The organism is Saccharopolyspora sp. ASAGF58 (genome assembly GCF_012277335.1).
Taxonomy (GTDB): Bacteria; Actinomycetota; Actinomycetes; order Mycobacteriales; family Pseudonocardiaceae; genus Saccharopolyspora; species Saccharopolyspora hattusasensis.
This window is the reverse complement of the sequence record NZ_CP040605.1, coordinates 4,071,151-4,095,932: the sequence shown is the minus strand read 5'-3', so window position 1 is coordinate 4,095,932 and position 24,782 is coordinate 4,071,151. Positions and strand designations below refer to the sequence as shown.

Below are 24,782 nucleotides of genomic sequence, written 5' to 3'. Positions count from 1 at the left end.
TTGTGCCCTCTGTCTGTGATCTAGCTGGCGATACGAGGATCTAGCTAGGGACAACAGGTGAGCACATCAAGTGAACGGGACCGTGCGAGCGTTCGCAAGACCAGCCGGACCCAGAATAGTTCAGTAAACGGAACAGTCACTTTAGCGTTAGCCGCACTTGAAGAGGCGCGAATTGCTATGCGGAGCCTCCGAAAGCAGCGAGAAACCAAATCGGACACAATTGAAATTTCGATTCTGCCTTCTTTTGCCGATTTCGGCGAAGCTCTTCGCAACGCCCAGGATGCGCTTGAGAGTTCGCGAACCATATCAATGGAATCCGACTCAGTCGCCACCATTATCGAATCTTGTAAAGTTGCAACAGAGCAGTTTATCTCGCTGTCTAAAATTAGCGATTTCTCATTTGAGGTAATTCACGTCCAGGTTTCGAAAATTCAAAGTTCTGCGCGCCGCATAAACTCTGCCACGCATGAGCTCTTGAAGAGCACCCTAGTAATGTCAGAGTCAGAGCGGGCGCGTATCCTGACTATTATCGACCGCGCTGAGTATCAATCGGCCGAGTTAAACCATTCTGCACGCACTGCCACAGAAAAGCTTCACGATTTCCAGTCTATGTTAAACGCCGAGACTGCCAGACTCGAACACCTCAGAACTTCTGCGGAAGAGCTTAGAAAAGAACAATCAGTCCACTTCAGAGCAGAGTTGAGCTCACTCACAGAGGAACGTGCTAGGGTATTAGCTGAAGCCAGAGAAGAACTAAACACAGCCGTGGGCGTGGCGCGCGAAGAGGAGCGCAAATCAGCTGAATTACACGTTCAGAAAATTGAGAAGCTGCTCGACCAATCGAAATTGGCGGCTTCGAAAGTGGCGAACGATACCATAGCTAGTTACTACACAAACTCCGCGAATAAGGAGGTGCGGAGCGCACGGCTTTGGTCAGCTACGGCAATAGTAACAGGCGTCATCATTTCGGTACTTGTTGTCACGGTTGTCATTATATCCATATTTAAACCCGTGGAGAATACATTTGCCGCAGTACTGCGAATACTCGCCCCACTAATTGGAAGTCCAATTTTCGTATATGCGACGTTAGAAGCGCGGCAACATCGAAAGCGATCATGGGATCTGGATGACGCTGCTATTACACACAGCACCATCGGTGCGATGATCTCGCCGCTCCCGCAGGAAATGCAACATAGCGTCCTTCTTCAAACCGCAACACGTATGTACGTGAACGGCAAACAATCTTCGGAGTTACCTGCGGACGCAAGGGCAGCAGCTGCAACTGCCGAATCCCAAGAGCAGCCATCCGCGTAGTCGTTCGACGAACCGAACTGGGGCAGTATGCATTTTAGATAAAGACCTTGTAATTAGCTACTATCTAAGATAGTAGCTAATCTTACTTCCGGCCCTTTGCGGACAGTTGCGGATAACGCCTCTTCCCTGCGCAGATTCCGATTGCAAACGCTGATAATTCGGCGTCGACTACGGTCATTTCCGATTGATCCTTGAGGATAAAGTGGGGTCTCTGATCGGGACCACAAGCAGGCAACCCCGTTCGGTACGCGATAGCTCGGCACCATGCTGGAGTGGTAAGGTGCCCAGCTTGGCGACGCGCCCAGCACCGTTCTGCGAAGGCTCGCCCAGGTGACCACGTACGGTTGGGAGCCTACGGTTCAAGATCTCCATCTCGGCGGCTTCTGCGGGGCCGCCTGCCTTCCGCTCGCGCCCGGACGAGGCCGCCGACCTTTCCGCTCGCGCCCGGTCGCCGCCGATGGCCGGCCGGGACCGGTGAGCGCAGCGAGCCGCACGCCCGGCCGGCCATCGGCGGCTTGACCGGGCTTGCATACAGGAAGGTCGGCGGCCTCGTCCGGGCTTGCATACAGCAGGCAGGCGGCCCCGCAGGGGCCGCCCTTGATGAAGTAGAGAAAGTTTAAACACACGTGGGCTGGGGCCTGGTGCAACAGCTGTGCGGCAGACAGCAGCCCTAGTCCCGAACAAGCCTGGAGACGTAGCCGACATCAATGAGTCGGCGGTACGAGGCATTGACTTCGACTGGAACTTCCTGGGGGATCGCGAAACCGCGTTCGGCATAGACCGTGATGCGCTGGGTGTCCCCCACGAGCATGTTGATCACGCGGTCGGCGTCTCCAATGGCGCGCACGTATTCGTCCAGCGGCAGGCGCTGCGAGCTACAGACGATCTCGACCTCTGGCCAAATCTTCTTCGCCGTAGCGAACGCTCGGCGTTGCTGATAGGGCCGCGACACCAGCAGGATCGAGCCGACTGCAATATCCTTTGCGGCCAACAGTCTCCGGGTGTACTCGATGTTTTCGGCTGTGTTGGTCGCTTGCGGTTCGACCAGGATTGCCGAGTCCGGAACCTCGCGTTCAAGGGCACGCTCGCGGTAGTGCACGGCTTCTCCCCGGGGAAACCGTCCTACGGTTGTCGGTGCGTTCGCGCCGGTGAAAACGATCAGCGGAAAGTTCCCGGCCTGGTAGAGGTCGACGATATGGTCGGCAACGCCAAGGTCATGGCTGCCCAGGCCGACGCCCACGTCGCAGTCTCGAAGTTCGTGATGAAGGTCGTGGTAGTTCCACAACCGCTCCACATCCGCCCGAACGTTTTCAGGGATGCCTACTGTCGGTGCGTTCATTGCGATTCTCGCGCTCTCGGTTCAGTCGGGGATCTTGAACGTGTACGACCAGGCGAACCGTGATGCCGAGTGCACACCACGGGCGAACTCGACCACACGGCCGCTCGCGGTGCACGTCGCCCGGTTCAAGATCATTACTGGTTCGCCTGCCGGAAGTTCTAGGGTCCCCGCCTCTTCGGGGGTCGGCATCCTCGCGTACACGGTTTCCGTGATCGTGTCGGGTTCTAGCCCCTGGATGGTCAGGACCGCGAATCCGCCGCCACGCCCCGCTGGCCCTTCCGCTGGGTCGACCAAGGGGGTGCCTTCAACGTCCTCAGGGCGGTAGTAGCTCGTCAAGGTGTGGGTCGGCGTTCCTCGATCTTTGACAAGTCGGGCCCGCTCGTACACGGGTGTTCCAGCCTCCACCCCGAGTGCGTCAGCCACTTCCTGATCTGCCTCGATCTTCCGGACCTTGTTGGTTTGATCCTGCGGCTTCCACCCACGACCTGAAGCTTCACGGTCCGCAGCAAACGCAACAACGTTGCCGAACTTCCATTTGCTCTTGGCATACCGATCTGCGCCAAGCCTCCGCATCGGCGGGCGTCTCCGGACGACAGTGCCGCGTCGACGCACTGGAGTGACAAGCCCCTCCGCCTCAAGGGCCGCGATGGCTTTGCGCACCGTGCCGAGGTTGACTTCATAGCGCTCGGCAAGCTCCTTCTGCTTGGGGAGGGTCGAGTCAGGTGGATACTCCCCTCCCTCGATCGCTTGCCGTAGCTCGGCAGCGACCTCCTTGTAACCGGTTCCCATGCCTGTGACCTCCCTTTGACCTGCGGCGATAACCGTACTCCTATCGCCAGCGCAGCGTCCAACAAGTCAATAGATGTACATCTATTGACAACCGTCGAGGCCTGATGTCTAATAGATGTAGACCTAATAGGTCGCGTAGGCCACCCAGAGCTACTCGGAGGCAGTGATGGCACTGAAGAACATCCCGGTGAACATGCAGGGTTACAAGCTGATGATCACGGAGGCCCCGACGGTGAAGATGCGGGAGAACGACAACGGGGTGGCGGAGGCTGTGACGGACCGTCAGGGCGTGCAGCAGTTCGTGGTGTCGCTGTTCGCGAAGAAGCGGCCGCAGCCCGGCGAGTTCGCGGAGAAGGGCGAAGAGATCAAGGTGACCCTGACCGTCGACCCTGGTGAGGGCTTCGAGGAGGGCACCTACGTCCAGCTCGTGGACGCGACGACGAGCCCGTGGCAGACCGAGCGCAACGGCCGGTACTCGTCGGGGATCTCGTTCAAGGCCCACGGCCTGACCCCCCTCGGTGGCTGAGATGCTGCAACAAGACATGCCGTGGTGGCCTGATCCACTGCCCGATGATTGCCCTGATCACTGGGGGCCGGACTGCGAGATCTGCGGGGGCGACGGCTGGGTGTTCAATTCCGCTGTCGAGTATGCCCCTAATCCGTACGAAAGCAATTCTGACTGAATTCGCTTGAGTCGAATTTAGTGAATTCCTGTTCTTTGAGAATTACATAGTGGGCCGAGCTATGCCTTTTTTCGGCGCGGATTCGCGTCGGGGAGGCCATATTGACCCCGGTCGATCAAGCAAGTAGCACCGGGGTCTTCATGGTCTCCAGCACTGAGGAAGGGGTGGCGTTGATGAGTGAACGTCCGGCGATTCCTGGCGAGTTGTGTACGTGTGGCCGTCAGGCGTTGGTGGTGTACGTGTTCGAGGACGAGGACAAGGTCCGGGAGATCGGTTGGTGCGGATTAAGCAACGTCTCGACGCTGCTGCCGTGCCGGTTCTGCGGTTCGGAGGTTCCGCACCGGAGTTCTTGGGGTGACTCGGAGAAGTGCCCTGATTATCAGCTGGTTCCGGCTGGGGAAAGGAAGGGTTAGATGTCGCTGAAGTACTGCCCGGCTTGCGACTGCGACAAGTGGCTTTACCCGCACTCGCAGGACGCGTTCTGCAAGCGATTCGTGAAGGTGAAGCGGTCCTAGTAAGGAGTGTCCTGGTGAACGGCTTCGACGGTTTCGGTTTTCACGGTTCGGGATGTATCGGAGAAGGTGGGAGCAAGTGAGGATCAACGTGAACACGGGTGCTGCGGAGTTCGGCGGCCGGTCCAGCAAGCGCCGGAAGCGGTGGTCACAGCCCGGTTCGACCAGGGCTGAGCGCGAGACTCCGGGCGTGGTCAATCTGAACTTTGGGCAGGTGGAGACGCACGTGGCGGTCCAGGGCGACATCCACGGGGACCTGAATTTCTCGTAGCCCGAACTGGGCACGGACACGACTACTGAGAAAAGGGGAATTGGTTCGTGAATGCGAATTTGCCGGTCGGGATGCGGAAGAACACGCCCGCTGTCGCCCGGCTGAAAAAGATCGGGGAGTTGCTGGATGCGTTGTTCCGGGAACTGTCGCGGGTGGAGTTCCTGGAAGACGACATCATGCAGAAGAAAGATCTCCAGGAAGTCGAGGATTTGGCGGGCGCGGCGCAGTCGTCCGTGTTCGGGGTTCGGGACGCGATCGCCGCAAAGGGCGGTCCGAATGTGGCGAAGGGATATCAAAAGTAATGGCACGTGGTGACGAGGTACACGCGACGGTCCGGCGTATCGATTCGACGATGCTGGCGCTGGTGAACCACTTGAAGAAGTTCGGGGTCCCGAAGGGTATGGGGACCTCGCTGAACAAGATGCGGAACTCGGTCGGCGACTTGGTCGCCAAGCTGGAGATGACCCAGCGCCGGAACTGATACCAGCTCGACTCGGCACAGGGGGCGTTGATCTCTGCGGAGAATCAGCGCCCCCCTTTTTCTGCTCGTAGAAAGGTAAGGCGGCAATGCGGGACACGCGAGTTGACACGGAAAGGACCCCGGTTCGGGCGGCGGCACGGTTCGTCGCGCGGCATCCGCGTTCGGTGGGCTCGGTGGTGGTCCTGGACGCAGCGGTGCTGTGGGTGGGGTACCAGACCGTGCTCATGGCGGCCGGGATTGCCGTGGTGGCCGGCGCTTCCTGGCGGCTGCTGGACCGGCCGACCTTCGACAGGTTCGCCGGTCGCCTGCTGCGGGCGTGGTGGAGACGGTGGTGGTCCTACCGGCGGCAATGGCTTCAGATCATGACCGCCTGCAACCTGACCACCATCGATCACAAGGGAAACACCCTCACGCCGCGCGTGACGCGGGTGAAAAGCACGTGGTCATGGGACACCGTGCACGTCCGAATGGCCAAGGGCCAAGAACCGGAGGATTTCATGAAAGTCATTAATCGGCTGGCGAACTCGTTTAGGGCGCGTTCGACCAACGTGCGGCAGCTCAAGCCCGGCCGGATCGCGTTGGACTTCCAGCGCCGGGAACCGTTCGATGACATGTTCGTGCCCCTGCCGGACCTGGCGGAGTCGGTTGAGGCGGTGGATCTGCGGCGGCTGCCGATCGGCCGGGACGAATACGGCCGGGACTTCACCCTCGACCTGCTCGGCCGGGACCTGCACATCCTTCTCGGTGGGGCGACCGGGGCGGGGAAGGGCTCGTTCATGTGGGCGCTTCTGCGCGCTCTGGCTCCGTTGATCCGGGCCGGTTACGTGCGGCTGTGGGTGATCGACCCCAAGGGCGGCATGGAGTTCGGCATCGGCGAGGACATGTATTACGAGTTCGCCGAAAGCGACCAGGCCGGGCAGAAGCTGATCACGAAGTACACCAGCATGCTCGACGCCCGGAAGCTGGAGCTCGGACGCCAAGGGGTCCGGACGTTCACGCCGTCGCTGGAGACGCCGCTGGAGTTGCTGATCTGCGATGAGCTGGCCGCGATGACCGCCTACGCGGACAAGGCGATCCGGGCACCCTTCGAGCTGGATCTCAGCAAGGCGCTCACGCAGTACCGGGCGGTGGGTGGCCGGACCGTGGCCGCGTCGCAGGAACCGACCAAGGACGTCATCCCGATGCGTGGTCTGTTCCCGACGAAAATCGCGCTGCGGCTGGATTCCGCGTCGTATGTGGACATGTGCCTCGGTGAGGGCATGCGCGATGCGGGCGCGTTCGCCGACAAGATCCCCGAGTACCTCGCGGGTGTCGCCTACGTGAAGAAAGACGGCCGACGGGAACCGCTTCGCGTCCGCGCCGCCTACACCACCGACGACGACATCACCGAGCTCGTCCGGTTCTGCACCGACCGGGGCGCGACGGTCACCCCGATCCGGCGCGAGGCCACCGACGACGAACACGCCGGGCAGACCGAAAAGGACATCTACAGCTTCGACTTCGAGTCGATCGAGGACGCCGAGGACGAGATCGAGGAGATCGGCTACTTCGAAGACGACGAGGGTGACGAAGAGATCGCCTGATCATTCCCTGTTTCAGACGGCCCGCCCGGGCTCCCAGGCAAGAGCAATCCGGGCGGGCCTACCCCTGTAGAGAGGCAGTTTCCATGTTGGCAAAAGTCGTGTTGGGTGTCACCACCGCCACGAGTGTGGCAGCCGGTACCTGCGCCTACCGGCTGTTCCGGCAGACCAGAACGGACCCGTTGACCGGGCTGGGCAACCGTGAGGCGCTGGAGGCCGCGTTCAACCGCGTTCGCTGGCATCGGCGGGGCCTGGTGGCCGTGGCGCTCGGGGACATGAACGGTTTCAAGGCGTTCAACGACACCTACGGGCACCGGTTCGGGGACCGGGTGCTGATCGAGGTCGGCGCGGTCCTGAGACACATGGCATTCCGCGGTGAGGTCCCGGTTCGCCTGCACGGCGACGAGTTCGCGGTCCTCCTCCCGTGGGTCGTCAGCGCCGACGACGCCGAACGACGGGCCCGGGAATTCCAGGCAGCGGTGGCCACGATCACCGAGATCGACGGTCAGCCGGTCGAGGTGTCGATGGCGCTCGGGGTGATGACCGCGCCGGCCGAAACCGCCCAGTTATCCGGGCTGCTCGCCTCAGCCGATGACCGCATGTACGGCGACAAGCACACCACCCGCACCCACACCGCCGCCGAATCGGTTTCCGTTTCCCAGTAAGGAGTTTCGAAGTGCAGAGCATCAACATTCACCTCACCGGCCGCAGCGTCCTGACCGGGCTGCTGCTACTCGCGGTCGTGCTCGGCGTGCTGGCGCTGGTGTGGCTGCTGGTCACCCCGGCCTGGGCGATCGGGATCGGGGCGGGCCTGGTCCTGCTCATCCGGGGCCTGGTCTGGCTGTTCAAGCCCCACAGCGAGTAGGAAGGAACGCAACGTGGGCCTGCTGCGCCGTAAACACGATGACAACACCCCCGCCAAGACGGGGAAGACCCGGCGGGTGCGCAAGCTCGGTGCCCGGATTTTCGAGGCTCGCCAACTGCGGGGCCTGGTGCGGGATCCGGACCTGCAGGCCGTGGAGATGGAACGGCAGACCCGCCGCACCCTGATCGGGCTGTGGTTCTTCCTGTCGCTTGGCCTGGTGTTCACCACGGCCGGTGTGCAGAAGTTCCTTGCGGGCGATGCGACCCGCACGGATCCGCTGTGGTGGGCCGCGTGGACGGTCGAGCCGATGTTCGCCGGGCTGTTGATCGTGATCCTGAACTTCGAGGCCGTGATCCTTTCCTACGGTCTCGACCCGGATCACGAGTGGTGGTACCGGCTGAAGAAGGTGCTGCTGGCCTCCACGCTGGCCATGAACGTCATCCCGCAGATCACGCCGCTGCTGCGGGGCCGCTGGCAGGAGTTCAACCTTGGCTCGGCGGCGGTACACGCGATCATCCCGGTCATCGTCTACGGCATCGCCGAAGTCATCCCGGTCATCCAGGCGAAACGGCGGGAGATCATGCTCCTGATCTACGAGACCGCCGACCAGGCCGACGACACCGAGGAACCCGAACCCGGATCTGAACCGGCGCGGCCGGCCACCGAACCGGCCCCGGCTCCGACCTCGGCACCGGTTCCCGAACCTGTACCGGCTCCGGTGATGCCTGCGGTCCGGCGGGCTCCACGGCTCCCGGCTCCGATCCTCCAAAAGGTCAAGGACGCCCGCTCCCAAGCCCTGGCCAACGGGCGGGAGTTCACCGCCGCCGACATCCAGCGGGTAGCCAAGCTCTCTGCGGACATCGCCGAACAGGTCGCGGCCGAGTTCACCACCCACAACGGCCACGCATTCAACTGAAAACCGTTGCGGGACAACTGAAAACAGAACCAACACAACCACGCTCGGCGGGCAGCACCGCGCGAGGGATGGACCTGGTGGTGATGCCCGCCGGGCTCTCTCCCTCGAAAGGTCACCACATGGTGTTGCCCACGCTCCCCGACGTCGACCGCATCAAACAGCGCACCCAAGCCCCCGATTACCGCGACTGGCGCAAGAAGGTCGAAGACGTCTACGGCTGCCTGCACCCGGTCCGGCTCTCCGGTAGCTGGCAGATCACCGACAAGACCACCGGCCAGGTACTCACCCGCCCCGACGGGCGCCCGGCCGAGACCAGCGGGCACATCCTGTCCCCCTGCGGCAACCGCCGCGAGAGCGTCTGCCCAGCCTGCTCCGACCGCTACGCCGCCGACGCCTTCCAGCTCATGCGCGCGGGCCTCTCCGGCGGCTCCAAGGGCGTCCCGGTCACCGTGTCCGACAAGCCCCGCCTGTTCGTGACCCTCACCGCCCCGTCATTCGGGCCGGTGCACAACCGGCGCACCACCACCACCGGCAAGCACGCTCCCTGCCGCTGCGGGCGCTACCACCACGAACACGACCCGCTGATCGGCCAAGCGATCGCCCCCGACGGCTACGACTACACCGGGCACGTCCTGTGGCAGGCACACAGCGGCAAGCTCTGGAACCGCTTCACCCAGAAGCTCCGGCGGCACCTCGCCCGCGCGGCCGGGCTCACCGTCCGGGACTTCAACGACCACGCCCGGCTGTCCTACGCCAAGGTCGCCGAGTTCCAGCGGCGCGGCATCATCCACTTCCATGCCGTGATCCGCCTCGACGGTCCCGACGGCGCGATCGACGCCACCCCAGCGTGGGGCACGGTCGATCTGCTGGCCGACGCTGTGCGGGCCGCTCATGCCGACACCACGGTCACCTCACCGAAGTTCAACGGCCAGGCGCTGACGTTCGTGTGGGGTGAACAGGTCGACATCCGGCCGATCCGCCCGGCTGAGGCGTCCCGGTTCGAGGACGAGCACGGCACGATCAGCGATGACCGGATCTCCTCCTACGTGGCCAAGTACGCCACCAAGGGCACCGGTAAGTCCGAAGCCGCGGACCGGCCGATCCGCTCCCGCACGGTGATCGAGCTCCTGCGCACCACCGAGCACCACAAACAGATCATGCGCACCGCCTGGGACCTCGGCGCACCCATCGTCTGCCCCGACTGCCACCCCGACGGCGAGCACCAAGCCGGCGGCTGCCCCTGCGCCTCCATCGACCACTGCGGCACCTGCGACAACGGCGGCTGGATCCCCGGGCCGCTCGACGAACTCAACCTCCGGCGCTGGACGCACATGCTCGCTTTCCGTGGGCACTTCCTGTCCAAGTCGCGGGCGTACTCGACCACGTTCAAGCAGCTCCGCGAAGACCGGCAGATCTGGCGCTTTGAGCAGAACCTCGCCGAACTCGGCGTCGAAGCCGACACCGTCGCCGTGGTCAACCACTGGGACATGACCAGCGTCGGCCACCGCACCGACGAAGAACGCGAACTCGCCGCCGCCATCGCCGAACGCACCCGCCAAGCACGCAAACACCGCTACGCCACCGAAAGGAAAGACTGACCATGATCCGCAACCTCTGGGGACCGAACGACGTTGCCAGCTACCTCGGCGTCCCCGTCGGCACCGTCTACCAGTGGCGAAGCCGTGGCGGCGGTCCTCCTGGTCGCCGGGTCGGAAAGTACGTCCGGTACAAGCCCGACGAAGTCGAGCAGTGGTTCGAGTCCCAGCCTGAGGGGATGATCTGATGCCGCGCCCGCCGTTACCTGTCGGCACCTACGGGAAGATCCGCTTCTACCAGACTGCGACCGGTTGGCGTGCGATGACGAAGTATCGCGACTACGACGGTGTGACACGTCCGGTTGAGCGCATGGGCGCCACGCGGGCCAAGGCGGAGAGGAACCTCAAGAGCGAGCTGCGGGAGCGGTTGACCCCGGTTCAGCAGGCTGGTCTTACGCCGGAGTCGAAGTTCGGCGAGGCTGCTGAGCTGTGGCTGAAGGAGTTCGAGGACGCCGTTGTTGAGGGCAACCGTTCACCAACGAGCTTGGACACCTATCGGGGACGGCTCAACAGCATTGTGCTTCCGGCGATGGCCGCGCTTCGGTTACGTGAGGTGACGGTTTTCCGCGCGCAACAGGTCTGCATGACTGTCAAGAAGAACCAGAGTGTTGACTCCGCCCGGACGGTGCGCAACATCCTCTCGGGAATCTGTGGCCTGGCGGTCCGGTACAAGGCCATGCAGGTCAATCCGGTTCGCGACATGGCACCACTCGAGGGCCGACGCAAGGCGTCTCGCTCACTCGAAGCTGAGGAGATGAAGGACCTGCTGCAGAAGCTCGACAGCAGCGAGGTAGCGATCCGTCATGATCTGCCGGACCTCGCTCGCTGGTATGCCGGGACAGGCTTCCGGACCGGGGAGGCTCTCGCTGTCCACTGGCATCACCTCGACCTTGACACGGGCACCGTCGACTGGGCCGGGAATCTGATCCGCGCGAAGGGAACCGGCAACATGATCAACGACGGGAAGACAGAGGTCTCCGAACGGGCTCTCGCCTTGCCGACTTGGCTGGTGGCCATGCTTCGAGAGCGGCATGTGAGGCTGGCTGAGCGGTTCGGTATCGAGCCGGACCAGCTGACCGGGCCGGTGTTTCCGAACACTCAGGGCGGTCTTCGCGACAAGCACAACACGCTAGCTCGGTGGCGGGACTTCCGTTCGGATGCCGGGTACCCGTGGGTGACCTTCCGGACCTTCCGCCGGTCGGTGGCGACGGTGTTGGACGATGCCGGGTTGACTGCTCGGGACATCGCCGATCAGCTCGGCCACTCCAAGGTATCGACGACTCAGGACGTATACATGGGGCGTCGGGTCAAGAGCCGCAAGGCGGCCGACGCGCTGAGCAGGGTTGAGTGGTTCGCCGAATAAAGTGTGGGGAAAGTGTGGAGATGATCTCTCTGCGCTTTCCCCACAGGCGTTTCACCTGGGGTTTTGTGGGGCAGGTGGGACTTGAACCCACGACCTGACGGATTATGAGTCCGCTGCTCTGACCTGCTGAGCTACTGCCCCCGGCGGCTTTCGCAACACCAGCGATCGTAGCGAGGTCGCGGGGGGGCGGAACTGGCGGGTGGATCGGCCGACTGGCCTACAAGGCGGTTGGTCGGACCGGTCGAATCAACAGCGTACGGCGTTACGCCGAGTGGACTACTCGGGTGCCGGCCGCACGAAAACGAGGGCCGGCGCACCCGTGCAGTGCGCCGGCCCCGGACCGTCAACTCAGCCGATGAAGCTGAAGACGTTGAAGGCTCCGCTGAGCTGGCCGATGACCACGATGGTGGCCAGCAGCGCGCCGATCGCCGCCACCGTGATCACCGACAGCATGATCAAGTAGACGATCGCCTTGATCGGCTTCGGCAGCTTGGCTACCGAGCCGAAGTCGGGCAGCGAGATCTGCGATTCCTTGCCGATCCCTGGTGCGGACATCCTGACTTCCCCCATCCTCTGTCAGTCCCCTTGGACGAAACACCACTACTAAAGAGACGAAGCGCAACGGGTTTCCGTTGCGCGCAACGCATCACGAGTTCGTTTCGGTCATCAATCGAGCGGATCAAACAGCACAGCCAAGCCATTCCAGCCCGCAGGTCGCGTGGCTTGCACAAATCATCCGTGCCGACACCGTCGACCGCGAGCCGAGCAAGGATGTAATCGCGCAACGATCCTGGATCGTTATCCAGCCCGACACCGGGCCACTCAGGCAGGTGACACGCACCGCCGCGACCACGGTGTCGCTACCGACAACTCTCCACCGAAATACCCACCACCGATCTTACCCAACGGATGCGCCACCACCGCCACCGGGCTTCGAGACCCCGCACGCCCCACATTCGACCCGTCACGGTGACCCGGGGCGAACAAGTCGTGACGCCCCGTCGCGTCTCGAACGATCGGCACATGGGATGCACATCGGGCGTATTCCGGCAACCTGTCGAGCGGGTGAACTCGTTCAAAATCCATTGTGGACACTTCTGTCGTGGTGGCTCGATCACGAAAACGCGCTCGACTTCCGCCGTGAGCACAAGGAAGATCAAACCCGTGCCGGACGTCTAGGTGTTGGTGCCCTGCGGGCCGGGAGGCGTCGGAAGTCCACAGCCCCCGCCTACGAGCCCATCCGGCAACTCGCCGAGCTCGACCTGGCCCACGCGTTGATCGACTCCGACCGGCTCCAGAGCACGAGCGCAGCTCAACCGGTCCGTGGACCACCTCGCGGCAATCGCCCGATTCGAACCAACGAGCGCGATCGACACGACCCACCAGGGGACGTCAGCGCGACCGCGACGCAGAACCTCGCTTCTGGCCGAATCCGGGAATTCGAAATACCGACCGTCACCATTCGGGATTACCGCAATCGGCTTCCGCTCGTTGTTCCGAACAGTACTGAGCGGTTGCTCGGCAGGTCCGGTTCAGCAATTTCGCTCGTACGGCGCAGGAATAATCCAAATCGGCGAACCTTCCCGGATCTGCTCCGCGACGATCGCCAATTCGCCGAACCAGCTCCGGCGACGTGTCGGCGCAGTCCGGTGATCGCCGTCTCGATCTCGTCGTCGCACTGCCCTTCGCGGGTATGTTTCGTCGTGCAGCAACCGGTGGATGCGAGCGATCACCCCGCCCAACACCCGATCGGCCGCTCCCGGATCGTCCACCACGGTGACTCCAAATTTGTGTCGCGCCGAGATCCACGACACCCGTAACATCACCGAGCACGCTCGCACGATCATGACAGGCTCCCTGCCAGTATCGAACGCATAGCGCGGCACCACGAGGAGATCGCATGACATCGACCGTCTCAATTGAGCAGTACACCGTCGCCGACGGCGAGAGCGGTCCGTACGCGATCGCCACCGGACCGGACGGCGCGTTGTGGTTCACCATGGTCCGCAGCGGCCGGATCGGTCGACTGGTGCCAGGGGGCGAACCCACCGGCCACCAGCTCGCTGCGGAGAGCGGACCGACAATCATCGTCAACGGCCCAGACGGTGCGCTCTGGTTCACCGAGTACCAGGCGCACCGGGTCGGACGCATCACCACCGGAGGAGAGATCGACGAGTTCGAACTCCCCACACCGGAATCGGGACCGTACGGCCTCGCCGCCGGACCGGACGGTGCGCTGTGGTTCACCGAGACGGCCGCCAACCAGATCGGCCGGATCACGCCAGACGGTCAGGTGCGGGAGTTCCCGCTGCCGCTCGCCGGCGCGTTCCCGTCCGCGATCATCGCCGGGGCCGATGGCGGGATGTGGTTCACCATGAACATGGCCAACGCGATCGGGCGGATCGACGGGGACGGCGAGGTCACCGTGCACCCGCTGCCGACCGAGGCCGCCGGGCCGGTGGGGATCGCGGCGGGCCCGGACGGCGCGATCTGCTTCGTCGAGATCGGCGCGGGCCAGATCGGCCGGATCAGCACCGACGGCAAGATCGAGGAATTCCCCCTGCCCGACCGCGCCGCCCGACCGCACGCCATCACCACCGGCCCGGACGGCGCGATGTGGTTCACCGAGTGGGGCGCCAACCGCGTCGGCTCGATCACCGCCGAAGGCGCCATCGAGGTCCACGACCTGCCCACCCCCAGCTCGGAACCGCACGGCATCGCCCTCGGCCCGGACGGAGCGCTGTGGACGGCGCTGGAGTTCGGCGCCCTCGCCCGGATCACCGTTCCCACGCCCGAGAACGACCGCTAGACGAGCAAGCCCCATCGCGAAACCAGCCGCAAAAGGACTTCATAACTGATCAGACGACCATCGGCGCGGGTGTCGAGTTCGACCAGCAGGTCCAGAACCTGATCGACTTCGGCTAGCCGGCGATGGCTGGCTTGGCGCCGCAGTTCGACGCCGTCGTCGCCCCGCTGCGCGACCGCGCTGCGGCAGTCGGGAAGTGCTTCTCGGTCGGCGGCTCGCGCTGCGGCGACCGCCGCGTCGCGGCGATCTGGATCAGCCAGAACGCGCCAAAACTCGGCTGGTGCTGGGAAGACAACCCGCACACGTGGCCCGGGACGGCCTCCCCGGCCGCCCGCCGCGCGGCCGGGTAAACCGAGCGTCGGAAGCCGCCTGGGCTTCCGACGCCATGATCCGGTGTGGACGCTCCTATTAGGCGACGGGCAGCTCCTCGGACACGGTGATCGCCTGCCGCTGCCGCACCTGCCGACGAATCCGGCCCCACGGCTTGAAAACCGACAGCAGGTAGGCGACCAGCAGCAGGGTGGGAGCTACCACGACCGGGTAAAGCAGATCGCTGGGCACCACGGCGGTGCGGTCACCGGCCAGCAGTCGCGCACCGACATCCGCCGCCGCACCAACGCCGGGCCGCAAAGCGAAGACGATCAGCGTCGACATGAGGACGTTCACGCCGAGTTTTACCGCGACCCACCAGTACCGGACCAATCCGTACTTGCTGCCCAACCCGAGCAATGCGCCGGTGGCCAGGCACACGATGCTGGCGCCGAACATCGGCCAGATTGCGAAGATCTCGACCGCCTGCAACGCAATCCCCGCGGTCTGCGGCACGTCGGTCAACAGCGCGGTGACCACGAGGATCCCGAGCGCGAGGTCGATCCCGAACCAAGCTGCGCTGGAGAGGATGTGCGCGGCCAGCAGGGTCTTGCGACTGCGGCCGCTGAGCCTGCGGATCGTCGTGGACATCGCCGGGCCTCCCTGAAAACGCTGGTCAGATCGCCCTTCAATGCTCTACCAACGCGCACACCCACTCATCTGCCCGCGAACGCATCTCCACCTACGCCCACCTGCGTACGCACGCCATGCCGGGGTGCCGCCGGAAGCGACGCGGCCGCAAGATCCAGGTACGAGCCCAGCCGAACACGTCACGCAAGTGCCGAAGCGATGGGATCACCCCCGCAAGAGGCGCTTGATCTTGGACACCAACCTCTGGTTCTACGTCGGCGAAACCATCCAAGCGGGCTGGGCACGCACCGTTCTCGCTGTCTTCCCGCAACTCACGAACCAAGCGATTGTCGCCATCGCAGCCGAGGCACGGTTCGAACGCCCAGAGCAGTACCAGCTACCCGCCGCTTGGTTCGCTGCGGAAGCGCCCGACGGTTTGCGAGGCGTCCAACACCCTGGAGCGTTGTGAGGGGAGCACGAACTCCACCATGGCTGATGTGTGGGGAGCGATCTGCACCATCCAGTCGGACCCGCCAATTCAGCGGGATCATCGACTGCGTGAACCTCCTAGGGCGCGGCCAAGCGGTCAAGCTTGGCGATGAATGACGTTTTGCGCTTGTGGCGCTCCCGCAGGTCGTCGAGGTATGTGTCGAAGCCGGTCGCGTAGTCGATGGCTCGGTAGGCGTCGCGGAGCCGTCGGAGCATCGTGATTGCCTTGCTGTAGCGATACTTGTCGGTGCTGGCATCCAGTCGGTGCTGGATCAGCCGCTGCCACGGCTCGATCACGTCGTTGGGGTGCGTGGGTTGGCGCAGATCGATGAGTTGCTGCCAGCGGGATTCGGGCAGGTCGTCGGGGTGATCGACCGTCACCCGCCACGCCTCGTCCTGTTCGCCTTCGTCGAGCAGCACTCCAACGAGGTGGTCGGCGAACGCGGGCTGTTTCGCAGCGGCGTGGTGCAGGCGCTTGAGCGCTTCGTCTCGCAGGCCGCTCCAGTCACCGGTGCGTTCTGCGGTGCAGCGTAGGTCTCGGTAGTGGGATGCGGTCGGGTGCTGGTCGAACAACTGCCACCGCAGGGCGAGTGCTTCATCGGCCGCGCCGCGCTCAAACAGCAAGTCCACGTAGAGATCGCGAAGCTTGTCCTGGTCGATCGGGTTACCGATTCCGAGCCCACGCTGCGCCCACTGCTCGGCGTCGGATGCACGCCCGGCGTTTCGGAATACGGTGGCGATCTTGAGGTACTGGGAGGCAGCGTAGAGATCTTCGGCCAGCACAGCAACGTAACGGTCGACATCTCCGGTCAGTTCGGCGAGTTGCTCGCGCAAGATGCGGATCCCGAACGGTGTCCTGCCGAATTCGGGCTGTGCTGTCTTGGCGCGTTCGTCGACGATCCGGGCCAGTTCGCCACGGCCCTTCTGGCCGAGCGCGGCAGCGTAGTCGCGCAGCTCGAAGTCCGGCCAGCCCGGCCCATCCAGACGAAGCGTGGCCAGCCACGCTGCCAGCCGCACCGGGTCGGGTGGTGCCGCCGCGCAGGCGCGCGCGTGCACCGCCATCAGCGCGTGGAGATCGTCACCGACGATGCCGGACGAGTCGTCCAGATACATCAGCGCCGTTGTGATCAGGTCGACCGTACGACGGGCGAGGGAAGGTACGGAGGCCGGCTCGGTTTCGATCAACGCTTCACACGCGGCAGCGACCTCCCGAACCCGCTGCGAATACTCCCGTCGCCCGTGCTGTGGGTGCGTCCGACGATTGCGCCGCAGTCCGTCGATCAACCGACGAACCCGCTCCACTTCTGCGCTGACCACGCCACCATTCAACACCGACAGACCCGGCGGCTCGCACAGTGACTACCCTGAGGCCGCGACAGCGCACATGGGAGGGAATAGGTACGAAAAAGATCGTCGCTCGCCTGGGCCCCGGCTGACTTAGGCACCGTTGGTGTTCAGCTTTCACTGAGGTCGTGTTCGCCGGGGTGGGCGCGTTGGATGTCCCGGTCGAGTCGGTTCTTCTCGCCGTCACCCGCGATGTTTCAGGCCCTGGCCGGTCGGGAACAACCGTACTGCCGGACCGCTGGCGGATGACGACAGGTAATGGCGCGTGTTGCCGGTCGAACGCGGTGTGCGGCGTCGGAAAGGTCGGCCTCGTGCATGGCAGTACTCCGGAAAAGAGCTCCCATCAGCTGGTTGTGTGGCGGCAGTTGGTCGATGCTCTCGATCAACTTGAGGTTGTCTGGAGGAACATCCGGGTTACCGTCCCGCGATCATCGGCGTCGTCGCAGCTTCCGGCCAACGTCGCCACAGCCTTGGCGAAGGCCACCGAGCGAGGAACGAGGACCATCGCCGAGGTGACCGACGTCCTTGTGACACAACTCGACAGCGGTGCTGCTTTCCGGCCGGTCGCGGTCGCCCTGCGGCAGGCGCTGGACGAATGGCCGGAGAGGTGACAAACCCTGCCTGGCACTACGGCAGGAGGGGAATACTCGGGATCCGAGGAGGGTGACGCTTCACGCCAGGAGGGATTCCCAAGCCGGCCGCGCCTCGGTGGGGCTCCTGGACACTCATCCACAATGGACGATGTGATCGAAACTCTCACGTGACGCTGGGAAGGGTCTTGACCTCCCCGCGTTCGCGCTTCGAGCGCGCTGACCTGATGCCCGCCGTGGTGCGAGGATACGTAACTCGCACCACGCACGGCACCACGCGGAGTAGTGATCAAGTAGAAAAAGGGCCTATGACCTGCGTGCACCCAACAAGGTAATATACGAACCTAAACCTGTTGGTCAGCGGGTTGCCGGTGGTGGTGAAGGCTTCCTACGCGAAGGTCCGTCGGGACGGGTACCGGCGGAGGCTTACCACGAGTGTGCCGTGGACGTCGACTCAAGCACCCGGGGTCAGACCCAGCCGATGCTGGGACTGAGCAGGCGACAGCGATAACAGGTGTTCCACGATGGCGTCGAGTATCCGCTCAGCGTCGGCATCGGTGAGCAGCCGCAAAGGATAAGCGAAATCGAACTGGTATCCGCCAGTGGCTGTACGACGGACAGTCATTCCGGGCTGGGCCAGCAACCAGCGTTTGGGCAGGTGGAGCGGCTTGGCTGGTGAACCACCGAAGGCCGCCGGAAAATGAGCCCCGGTGAGGTCGTTGAACCACACGTGACCCCCCGCCCCGACATAACCCGTTTCGGCCTGGAGTTGCTGCGCCACTTCGTCGAAGGCGATGCCGAGGTGCGCGACCGCCTCGACGAGAGTTTCCTGCACACCGGGCAGGATTCCCGCGAGTTCGGTTGCCGAGTCCAGCCGGATTCTGACCGGGGTCATCCGGATGAAGTGTCCAATCATCACGTGTGCCTCGGCCGGCTCGCGGACCGAGACCGGCACGCTCACCAGCAGATCGGACGTGCCGGCGTAGCTGGCCAGGACGATGGCCAACGCGGCAAGGAACGTCGCGGCAGCGGTGCAGCCAAGTTGCCTCATGCGCTCGTCCAGCAACTCACTTTCGGATCTGGTCAGTTCTCGTCGAGTCGCCGTGGCGGCGATGGTGGCAGGGTCCGGAACGACGAACGGCCAGACGGGCGGCTTCGGCGAGTCGGTCAACTGGGTGCGCCAGTAAGCCAGATCGTTTGACCGGCGATGCTCGTCCTGGTGCGTCGCCTGCCATTCGGCAAGGTCACCGGGCTGCATAGCCAGTGGTGTCAGCAGGGCGGGCTGCCCGGTAAGCCGTGCCAGGTAGAGCTCCGCCAGTTCGTCGAGGAAGATCTCGATCGAGATCTGGTCACCGATTCGATGGTCGAGGCTGATCACCAGGGACCACCGCTGATCGACGGTGGAGCTGAGCACGCCGACGGCGAACAATGGCAGTGCCCCGCAGTCGAACTCGATATCCCTGATCTGACAACCGAAATCGTTGATCGTGGTGCTGTCCAGCGGTTCCTGCGCCAGCCGGTGGCGGAGGGACACCGGGCACTCCGGCCAAATTCTCTGGTATGGCTCCCCATCCGGCGTTGCCTCGACCGTGCAACGCAGGGACTCGTGCCGGGACACCAAATCCGTCAGCGCGGTTTGCAAAGCTTCGGTGTCGGGCTTGCCGTCGATGATCAGGACCGCGTAATCGTTGACCATCGCTGCTGAGGGCAGAAGTCGCACCAGACGCCACATCGACCGCTGGTCAGCACCCAACGGTGCCACGGCCGGATCGGCACGGAGCGGTAGTGCGGTCAGCTCCGACCAGTTCCCTAACTGCGCACGCAATTCGCCCAGGGTCGGATCGGTGTGCAGCAGGTCCGCGAGAGAGATGCGTGGCCCGCCAAGCCGCTGGATTTCGCCGAGCAATCGGAGAGCGGCCAGACTGTGCCCGCCGGCCTGGCTGAACCGGACGGTCACGTCGGCAGTCGGCTGTCGTAACGCCACGCACCAGGCATGGGTCAGCGCATCGGTGCCGGAGGACGCGGCTGACGGCTGAGCCACGATTTGCTCTGCCTGTCGTCGCAACCGGGCGCGGTCCACTTTCCCGCTCGACAGACGCGGCAACGCGGGCAGGAACCGGAATTCGGCTGGCTGGAACGCCGCCGGCAGTCGGTCGGCCAGCCAAGCCGCGAGCGTGTCCCGCTCGAGCGGTCGGCCGACCAGGAAGGCCACCAGCCGGGGGTCGCCCGCCGATGTCGCGACGACCGCGGCGTCAATCAACGCGGGATGCGCCCTCAGCTGGTGTTCCACCTCCTGCGGTTCGATCCGGTGGCCGCGGATCTTGACCTGATCGTCGACTCGTCCCAGATACATCAATCCGTCGGCGTGCCGCCGCACGCGGTCGCCCGTCCGATACAGCCGCGGAACCGAGCACCATGATGGTGCCGGTACGAATTTCCGCGCGGTCAGTTCCGGTTGGTCCAGGTAGCCGATCGCCAGCGGCACGCCGCCGATGTACAGTTCGCCTTCCTCCGAGGGGCGCCCGTCGTCGTCCAAAACCGTCAGAACGCAGTTGTCGATGGGCAGGCCGATCAGGACGTCGCCAGGAACGCACCGCCAGTGCGTCACCTCAATGGCCGCTTCGGTGGGGCCATAGAGGTTGTGCAGCCGGGCGGGCAGCAGGTCGGTGAACTGTCGCACCAGCGTCGCGCTCAGCGATTCGCCGCTGGCGATCACGAGGCGCAGCGAGGCGCATCGCGCGGCTCTCGGCCAGGCGACGAACTCGGCGAGCAGCGACGGCACGAAATGGGCCACCGTGACCTGTTGCGCGACTATCGTCTCGATCAGTTCGGCGGGATCTCGGTGCGCGTCCGGCGCGGCCAGCACACAACAGCCGCCGGAAATCAGTGGGGTGAAGATTTCCCAGCCTGCCACGTCGAAGGTGAGTGGAGTCTTGTGCAGGATGCGGTCCGCGGGACCGATCCTGTAGTGCTCGCGCATCCACTGCAGCCGGTTGCACAATGCCCCACTGGGTAACACGACGCCCTTGGGCTCGCCGGTGGATCCGGACGTGAACAGCACGTACACCGGCAGGTCGGAAGCCACGGGAGCGAGCGGCGCCGGCTGGTCGTCGTGGTCGACGGTGAGCGTCACGTCCGCCTCGGTGACCACAAACGTCGGCCGGGCACGACGCAGGATCGCGTCACGGCGAACCGGTGGTCCATCCGGGGCGATCGGCAGGTAATACCGGCCCGCTTTGAGCACCGCAAGCAGCGCCACTACCAGTGCGCAACCGCGAGGCAGGCAAACCCCCACCGGACGTCCAGGATCCGGGCAACGTTCACCGATCCGGCGGGCCAACCGGTCGGAGGCCAGTTCCAGCTCGCGGTAGGTCAGCGTCTGATTCCCCTCGAGCACGGCAACCGCGTCCGGGGTGGCCGCCGACACGGTCCGGATCAGGCCGGGAAGGCCGTACGGTGCTGTATGATCGACGATTGGCCCAGCAATTTCGGCGCACTCCTCGATGAGCGTACGGGTCATCGTCAATGGCTCCCTGTACACGGTCAGCCAAATGGTACTGGCTTCATCACTGCCTTGGGCGAGTTATGCACTTGCCGATCGTCCGCGCGAGCATCCTCGGAGCGAGGTCGAGCACGGTCACGAACGCCTTGTACCGCAGACTCGGCACCGACACGACCTTTCCCTTGCGCAGGTCCGAGAGTCCTTCTCGGACCACCTGCTCCGCGGTGAGCCATAGGAACGGCGGCCTACGCTTGCCGGCCCGTTTGCCGCGACTCGGTGAGGGTGAGTCCAGGGCACAGCGCCATCACCCGCAGACCACTGCCGCGCACCTCGCTGGCCAAGCCTTCGGAAAACGACGTGACCCAATTCTTGCTCGCTGCGTAGCCGGTTTCGTATCCGGACAGGAATCCGGCCACGCTCGATACATTGATGATGTCGCCGCGCCGGCGCGCGATCATGCCCGGCAGCGCGGCGTGAGTAAGCCTGAGCACGGCGGTGACGTTGACCTCCAACTGGTGGTGCAGGAGGTCGATCGGGCTGTCGCGGAAGCCGGATCCGAGCGCCACGCCCGCGTTGTTGACCAGGAGGTCGGGCGGGCCGGACAGCAGGAGGTCTTCGACCGCGGAACGACCACTTGCAGTGGCAAGGTCGGCGACCATGAGGTCGGCGGTGATCGGGTGATTGCCAGCGAGTTCGGTCGCGAGGTCTTTCAGGCCGGCCCTGTCCCGCGCGACGAGGACCAGGTCGTATCCCTCCGCGGCGAGGGCGCGGGCGAACTGGGCGCCGATGCCCGTGCTCCCACCGGTAACAAGCGCGGTAGGCCGGGTCAGCCGTCACCACGCGACGGGAACGGCATCTGGTCCCGACCCCACCAGCCGATAGGTCCAGGTGATCTCCTCGGCGGGTACGGCCAACCGTAACCTGGGGAAACGGTCCAGTAGTGCTTCGAACGCGCATTCCATTTGGAGTCTCCCGAACGCGGCACCGATACAGAAAGCAGGGCCATACCCGAAGGCCAGGTGGCGGCTGGCGTCCGTACGCTGGATGTCGAACCGTTCCGGATCACTGATCCAGGCGCTGTCACGGTTCGCGGATTCCCTGGCCACCAGGACGGTTGCATGCCGGGGGATGACGACATCACCGATTTTGACCTCCTCGGTCGCGAACCGGCCGAGCGGGGTGTAAAGCGGTGTGGCTCGAAGAAGCTCCTCTACGGCGGCAGGAAGCAGGGCGCGGTCGGTACGGAGGGCGTCGAGGTACCCGGGACTGCTCAACAGCATGAACATTCCCTGCCCGATCTGGCGACCGGTGTTGCAGTTGTTCCCGACGATCAGCGCCATGATCGTCAGGATCAACTCGTCCTCGTTGAGGCGGTCGTCCTCGGTGTCATCGCGCACGGCGACGAGTCCGGTGATCAGGTCCTCGCCCGGTTGCTTCCGTTTCGTCTCGGCAAGAGCCAGTGCATAGTCACGCATCGCGATGCCCGCCGCGGTCCTTTTCCCTGCATCGTCTTCGCCCGTGGTGGTCACGATGTCGATCCACTCACGGACTTGGCGCTGCTCGATTGCCGGAATGCCGAGGAAATCACAGATGGCCCTGGCAGGCAGCGCGAAAGCGAACGTCTCCAGCAGATCCACCGGCGGCTTACGCCGTGCCATGTCGTCCGCCAGTTCGTTGGCGATCTCGCCGATCCTGCCGCGCACCGCGGCCATGCGTTGTGGGACGAACTCGCGAGCGAGGAGCTTTCGCCACCGCAGATGCCAGGCAGGGTCGTCGGCGTAGGGGAGGTTGAGGTTTCCGTCCTCACCCTCTCGCAATCGCGCCGCTTCGGGTCGGTTGAGGTTGGTGCTGAAACGGCGGTCGGACAGTACGAGTTGGGCGTCGGCGTAGCGGGTCACGAGATACGCGGTGTCTCCGCTGGGCAGCGTGACCACCGAGATCGGTTCGTTCGCACGAAGACCGGCATAGGTCGATGCCAGTCGGTCAAGGTCGTTCGCCGGAAACGGGTACGGGCACCGCTTCGTTTCGACACCCGCGATTTCGCTCGAGTCAATGGTCATGACTTACTCACTCCACTCGACGGGAAGGTTTTCGCACCCACGTAACAAGCCTGTCTTCCACACCAATTCATCGACCGGGACCGCGATCCGCAGCTCCGAGAACCGAGACAAAATGGTTTCGGCGGCGACCCGTATTTCGGTTCTGGCCAACTGAGCTCCGACGCAGTGGTGCACACCATGCCCGAAGGCAAGGTGGGACGAGGACTCGGTCCTGGAGAAATCCACCGTATCGGGATCGGGGTACTGGGCCTCGTCCCGGTTCGCCGACTGCAGGTCCGCGACCACGGTCTCGCCCGCCCGCACCAGAAATCCGCCCACTTCGACGTCCTGACGTGCGACCCGGGCCAGTGTCCCGCCCGCCCACCCGAGCGGGATGAAGCGCAAGAACTCCTCGATCGCCTGCGGGATTTCCTCGGGCGACGCGCGTAGTTGGCGTTGCAGGTCCGGTTCGGTGAGCAACAGGTAGAAGATGTTGACCAGCTGACTTGCCAGGCTGTCGTAGCCGGCGGCAAGCACCGTAATGCCGAGCATGAGCAGTTCCGGCTCGGTGAGCCGATCCTGCTCGTCCCGGGCGTGCACCATCGCACTCAACAGGTCGTGGGCCTCTTCCTGCCGACGCTGCGTGATCAGCCCGGACAGATAGTCCACCATCCGCGTTCGGGCCTCCATGACCTGTTCGACGGGCAACCGGGTCGCGGCGTTGGACAGCAGCGTGGTCACCCAGCCCCGGAAGTCGGTCTGGTCGGCGCTGGGGATCCCGAGGAGGTCGCAGAGCATCGTGATTGTCAGGGGAACGGCATAATCCTCGACCAGGTCGGCCGGAGGACCCACGTCTGCCATCTTGTCCAGCAACGTGTCCGCATTGGTCTTTACCTTGCCTGCCAAGGCACTGACTTTCCGCGCGGTAAAGGCAGGAATGATCACCCGCCGCAGCCGGGTGTGGTCCGGTGGATCCATCGCGGCGATCGCGGTGGGCAGGTTGACCCTGGGGAACATGCGCGGCTCGTCGTCGCCGGCCGCCACCGCGAGAGCGCGGCTGAAACGGTTGTCACCCAGGACGAGTTTGACGTCCTCATAGCGAGTGGCCAGCCATGCCGGACGGCCGTGCGGCAACTGGACCCGCACCAGACCGGGACGGGAACGGCAGTCACGGAGTCCCGCGTCCAGGCTGAGCCGATCCGGCCGCTCGAACGGGTAAGTCGTCGGTGGGAGAACCTCGGTCATGAAAGTTTCGTCCTCTGATAGGTCCTGGAGACCATGATGGTGCAACTCCTTGGGCCTGAAACACCGCTGTCTCGCCGGGCCTCGCGCCTGTCCCGGGGCCGCAGCATATCGATCGACGGA

23 protein-coding genes, 1 tRNA gene and 1 pseudogene are annotated in these 24,782 nt (G+C 64.2%); 15 read left to right on the top strand and 10 right to left on the bottom strand.

The annotated features are described in order from the left end of the window. Nucleotides 1-57: 57 nt before the first annotated feature. Nucleotides 58-1,314: a hypothetical protein gene (locus tag FDZ84_RS19645; RefSeq protein WP_168587104.1), complete on the top strand. Its 1,257-nt coding sequence runs from the start codon at nucleotides 58-60 to the stop codon at nucleotides 1,312-1,314. Between the two features lie 670 nt (nucleotides 1,315-1,984). Here FDZ84_RS19645 and FDZ84_RS19640 read toward each other — a convergent pair. Together FDZ84_RS19640 and FDZ84_RS19635 are read right to left on the bottom strand one after the other, a co-directional pair. Further along, nucleotides 1,985-2,653 (bottom strand): YdcF family protein, encoded by a 669-nt coding sequence (locus FDZ84_RS19640; protein WP_168587103.1) that lies wholly within the window; start codon nucleotides 2,651-2,653, stop codon nucleotides 1,985-1,987. Nucleotides 2,654-2,674: 21 nt separating this feature from the next. After that, nucleotides 2,675-3,442 (bottom strand): GntR family transcriptional regulator, encoded by a 768-nt coding sequence (locus FDZ84_RS19635; RefSeq protein WP_168587102.1) that lies wholly within the window; start codon nucleotides 3,440-3,442, stop codon nucleotides 2,675-2,677. Nucleotides 3,443-3,608: 166 nt separating this feature from the next. Between FDZ84_RS19635 and FDZ84_RS19630 the strand changes: the two genes are divergently transcribed. The 12 genes from FDZ84_RS19630 (at nucleotide 3,609) to xerC (ending at nucleotide 11,708) form a co-directional block, all read left to right on the top strand. Further along, entirely contained in the window at nucleotides 3,609-3,968 is a 360-nt protein-coding gene (locus FDZ84_RS19630) for a hypothetical protein (RefSeq protein WP_168587101.1), read from the top strand. A gap of 330 nt (nucleotides 3,969-4,298) precedes the next feature. Beyond that, nucleotides 4,299-4,538: a hypothetical protein gene (locus FDZ84_RS19625; protein ID WP_168587100.1), complete on the top strand. Its 240-nt coding sequence runs from the start codon at nucleotides 4,299-4,301 to the stop codon at nucleotides 4,536-4,538. Between the two features lie 178 nt (nucleotides 4,539-4,716). Then, entirely contained in the window at nucleotides 4,717-4,908 is a 192-nt protein-coding gene (locus FDZ84_RS19620) for a hypothetical protein (protein ID WP_168587099.1), read from the top strand. A 47-nt stretch (nucleotides 4,909-4,955) separates the two neighbouring features. Then, the gene (locus FDZ84_RS19615; RefSeq protein ID WP_101376296.1) at nucleotides 4,956-5,210 is read left to right on the top strand and encodes a hypothetical protein; all 255 of its coding nucleotides are present in this window, start codon (nucleotides 4,956-4,958) and stop codon (nucleotides 5,208-5,210) included. Then, a complete protein-coding gene (locus FDZ84_RS19610; protein WP_168587098.1) occupies nucleotides 5,210-5,389 on the top strand; it encodes a hypothetical protein in 180 nt (59 codons plus the stop codon). Before FDZ84_RS19615 ends, FDZ84_RS19610 begins: the two co-directional genes overlap by 1 nt. A gap of 86 nt (nucleotides 5,390-5,475) precedes the next feature. Beyond that, nucleotides 5,476-6,972, top strand: a complete 1,497-nt coding sequence (locus FDZ84_RS19605; protein ID WP_168587097.1) for an FtsK/SpoIIIE domain-containing protein — start codon at nucleotides 5,476-5,478, stop codon at nucleotides 6,970-6,972. 83 nt (nucleotides 6,973-7,055) lie between these two features. Continuing rightward, entirely contained in the window at nucleotides 7,056-7,634 is a 579-nt protein-coding gene (locus tag FDZ84_RS19600; RefSeq protein WP_168587096.1) for a GGDEF domain-containing protein, read from the top strand. A gap of 11 nt (nucleotides 7,635-7,645) precedes the next feature. After that, nucleotides 7,646-7,834, top strand: a complete 189-nt coding sequence (locus FDZ84_RS19595; RefSeq protein ID WP_168587095.1) for a hypothetical protein — start codon at nucleotides 7,646-7,648, stop codon at nucleotides 7,832-7,834. A gap of 13 nt (nucleotides 7,835-7,847) precedes the next feature. Then, complete coding sequence (locus FDZ84_RS19590) at nucleotides 7,848-8,750, top strand: hypothetical protein (RefSeq protein ID WP_168587094.1); 903 nt, start codon at nucleotides 7,848-7,850, stop codon at nucleotides 8,748-8,750. A 119-nt stretch (nucleotides 8,751-8,869) separates the two neighbouring features. Next, the gene (locus FDZ84_RS19585) at nucleotides 8,870-10,348 is read left to right on the top strand and encodes a replication initiator (protein ID WP_246868283.1); all 1,479 of its coding nucleotides are present in this window, start codon (nucleotides 8,870-8,872) and stop codon (nucleotides 10,346-10,348) included. A 2-nt stretch (nucleotides 10,349-10,350) separates the two neighbouring features. Then, nucleotides 10,351-10,533 carry a helix-turn-helix domain-containing protein gene (locus FDZ84_RS19580; protein WP_168587092.1) on the top strand — a complete coding sequence of 61 codons (183 nt, stop codon included), beginning with the start codon at nucleotides 10,351-10,353 and terminating at the stop codon, nucleotides 10,531-10,533. Then, complete coding sequence (xerC, locus tag FDZ84_RS19575; RefSeq protein ID WP_246868282.1) at nucleotides 10,533-11,708, top strand: tyrosine recombinase XerC; 1,176 nt, start codon at nucleotides 10,533-10,535, stop codon at nucleotides 11,706-11,708. The genes FDZ84_RS19580 and xerC overlap by 1 nt, the downstream gene beginning before the upstream one ends. Nucleotides 11,709-11,774: 66 nt before the next feature. On the opposite strand, the gene FDZ84_RS19570 is transcribed toward xerC, so the two are convergent. Beyond that, a tRNA-Ile gene (locus tag FDZ84_RS19570) sits at nucleotides 11,775-11,849 on the bottom strand. A gap of 207 nt (nucleotides 11,850-12,056) precedes the next feature. Further along, a complete protein-coding gene (locus FDZ84_RS19565) occupies nucleotides 12,057-12,263 on the bottom strand; it encodes a hypothetical protein (protein WP_168587091.1) in 207 nt (68 codons plus the stop codon). Between the two features lie 1,345 nt (nucleotides 12,264-13,608). Between FDZ84_RS19565 and FDZ84_RS19560 the strand changes: the two genes are divergently transcribed. After that, nucleotides 13,609-14,517, top strand: a complete 909-nt coding sequence (locus FDZ84_RS19560; protein WP_168587090.1) for a virginiamycin B lyase — start codon at nucleotides 13,609-13,611, stop codon at nucleotides 14,515-14,517. Nucleotides 14,518-14,639: 122 nt separating this feature from the next. Continuing rightward, on the top strand, nucleotides 14,640-14,864 hold the full coding sequence (locus FDZ84_RS19555; protein WP_168584107.1) for a DUF5701 family protein: 225 nt from the start codon (nucleotides 14,640-14,642) through the stop codon (nucleotides 14,862-14,864). Nucleotides 14,865-14,922: 58 nt separating this feature from the next. On the opposite strand, the gene FDZ84_RS19550 is transcribed toward FDZ84_RS19555, so the two are convergent. From FDZ84_RS19550 to FDZ84_RS19520, 6 genes and pseudogenes are all read right to left on the bottom strand, one after another. Then, a complete protein-coding gene (locus tag FDZ84_RS19550) occupies nucleotides 14,923-15,474 on the bottom strand; it encodes a hypothetical protein (protein ID WP_168587089.1) in 552 nt (183 codons plus the stop codon). Between the two features lie 546 nt (nucleotides 15,475-16,020). Then, complete coding sequence (locus FDZ84_RS19545; protein WP_371812903.1) at nucleotides 16,021-17,244, bottom strand: DUF6880 family protein; 1,224 nt, start codon at nucleotides 17,242-17,244, stop codon at nucleotides 16,021-16,023. Between the two features lie 1,086 nt (nucleotides 17,245-18,330). Next, nucleotides 18,331-21,396: an amino acid adenylation domain-containing protein gene (locus tag FDZ84_RS19535; protein ID WP_168587087.1), complete on the bottom strand. Its 3,066-nt coding sequence runs from the start codon at nucleotides 21,394-21,396 to the stop codon at nucleotides 18,331-18,333. A 46-nt stretch (nucleotides 21,397-21,442) separates the two neighbouring features. Next, nucleotides 21,443-22,208 (bottom strand): annotated as a pseudogene (locus FDZ84_RS19530) (SDR family NAD(P)-dependent oxidoreductase). 3 nt (nucleotides 22,209-22,211) lie between these two features. Next, nucleotides 22,212-23,090, bottom strand: coding sequence for a cytochrome P450 (locus FDZ84_RS19525; protein WP_168587086.1), 879 nt, complete (start codon nucleotides 23,088-23,090; stop codon nucleotides 22,212-22,214). Between the two features lie 351 nt (nucleotides 23,091-23,441). Continuing rightward, the gene (locus tag FDZ84_RS19520) at nucleotides 23,442-24,662 is read right to left on the bottom strand and encodes a cytochrome P450 (protein WP_168587085.1); all 1,221 of its coding nucleotides are present in this window, start codon (nucleotides 24,660-24,662) and stop codon (nucleotides 23,442-23,444) included. Between the last annotated feature and the right edge of the window lie 120 nt (nucleotides 24,663-24,782).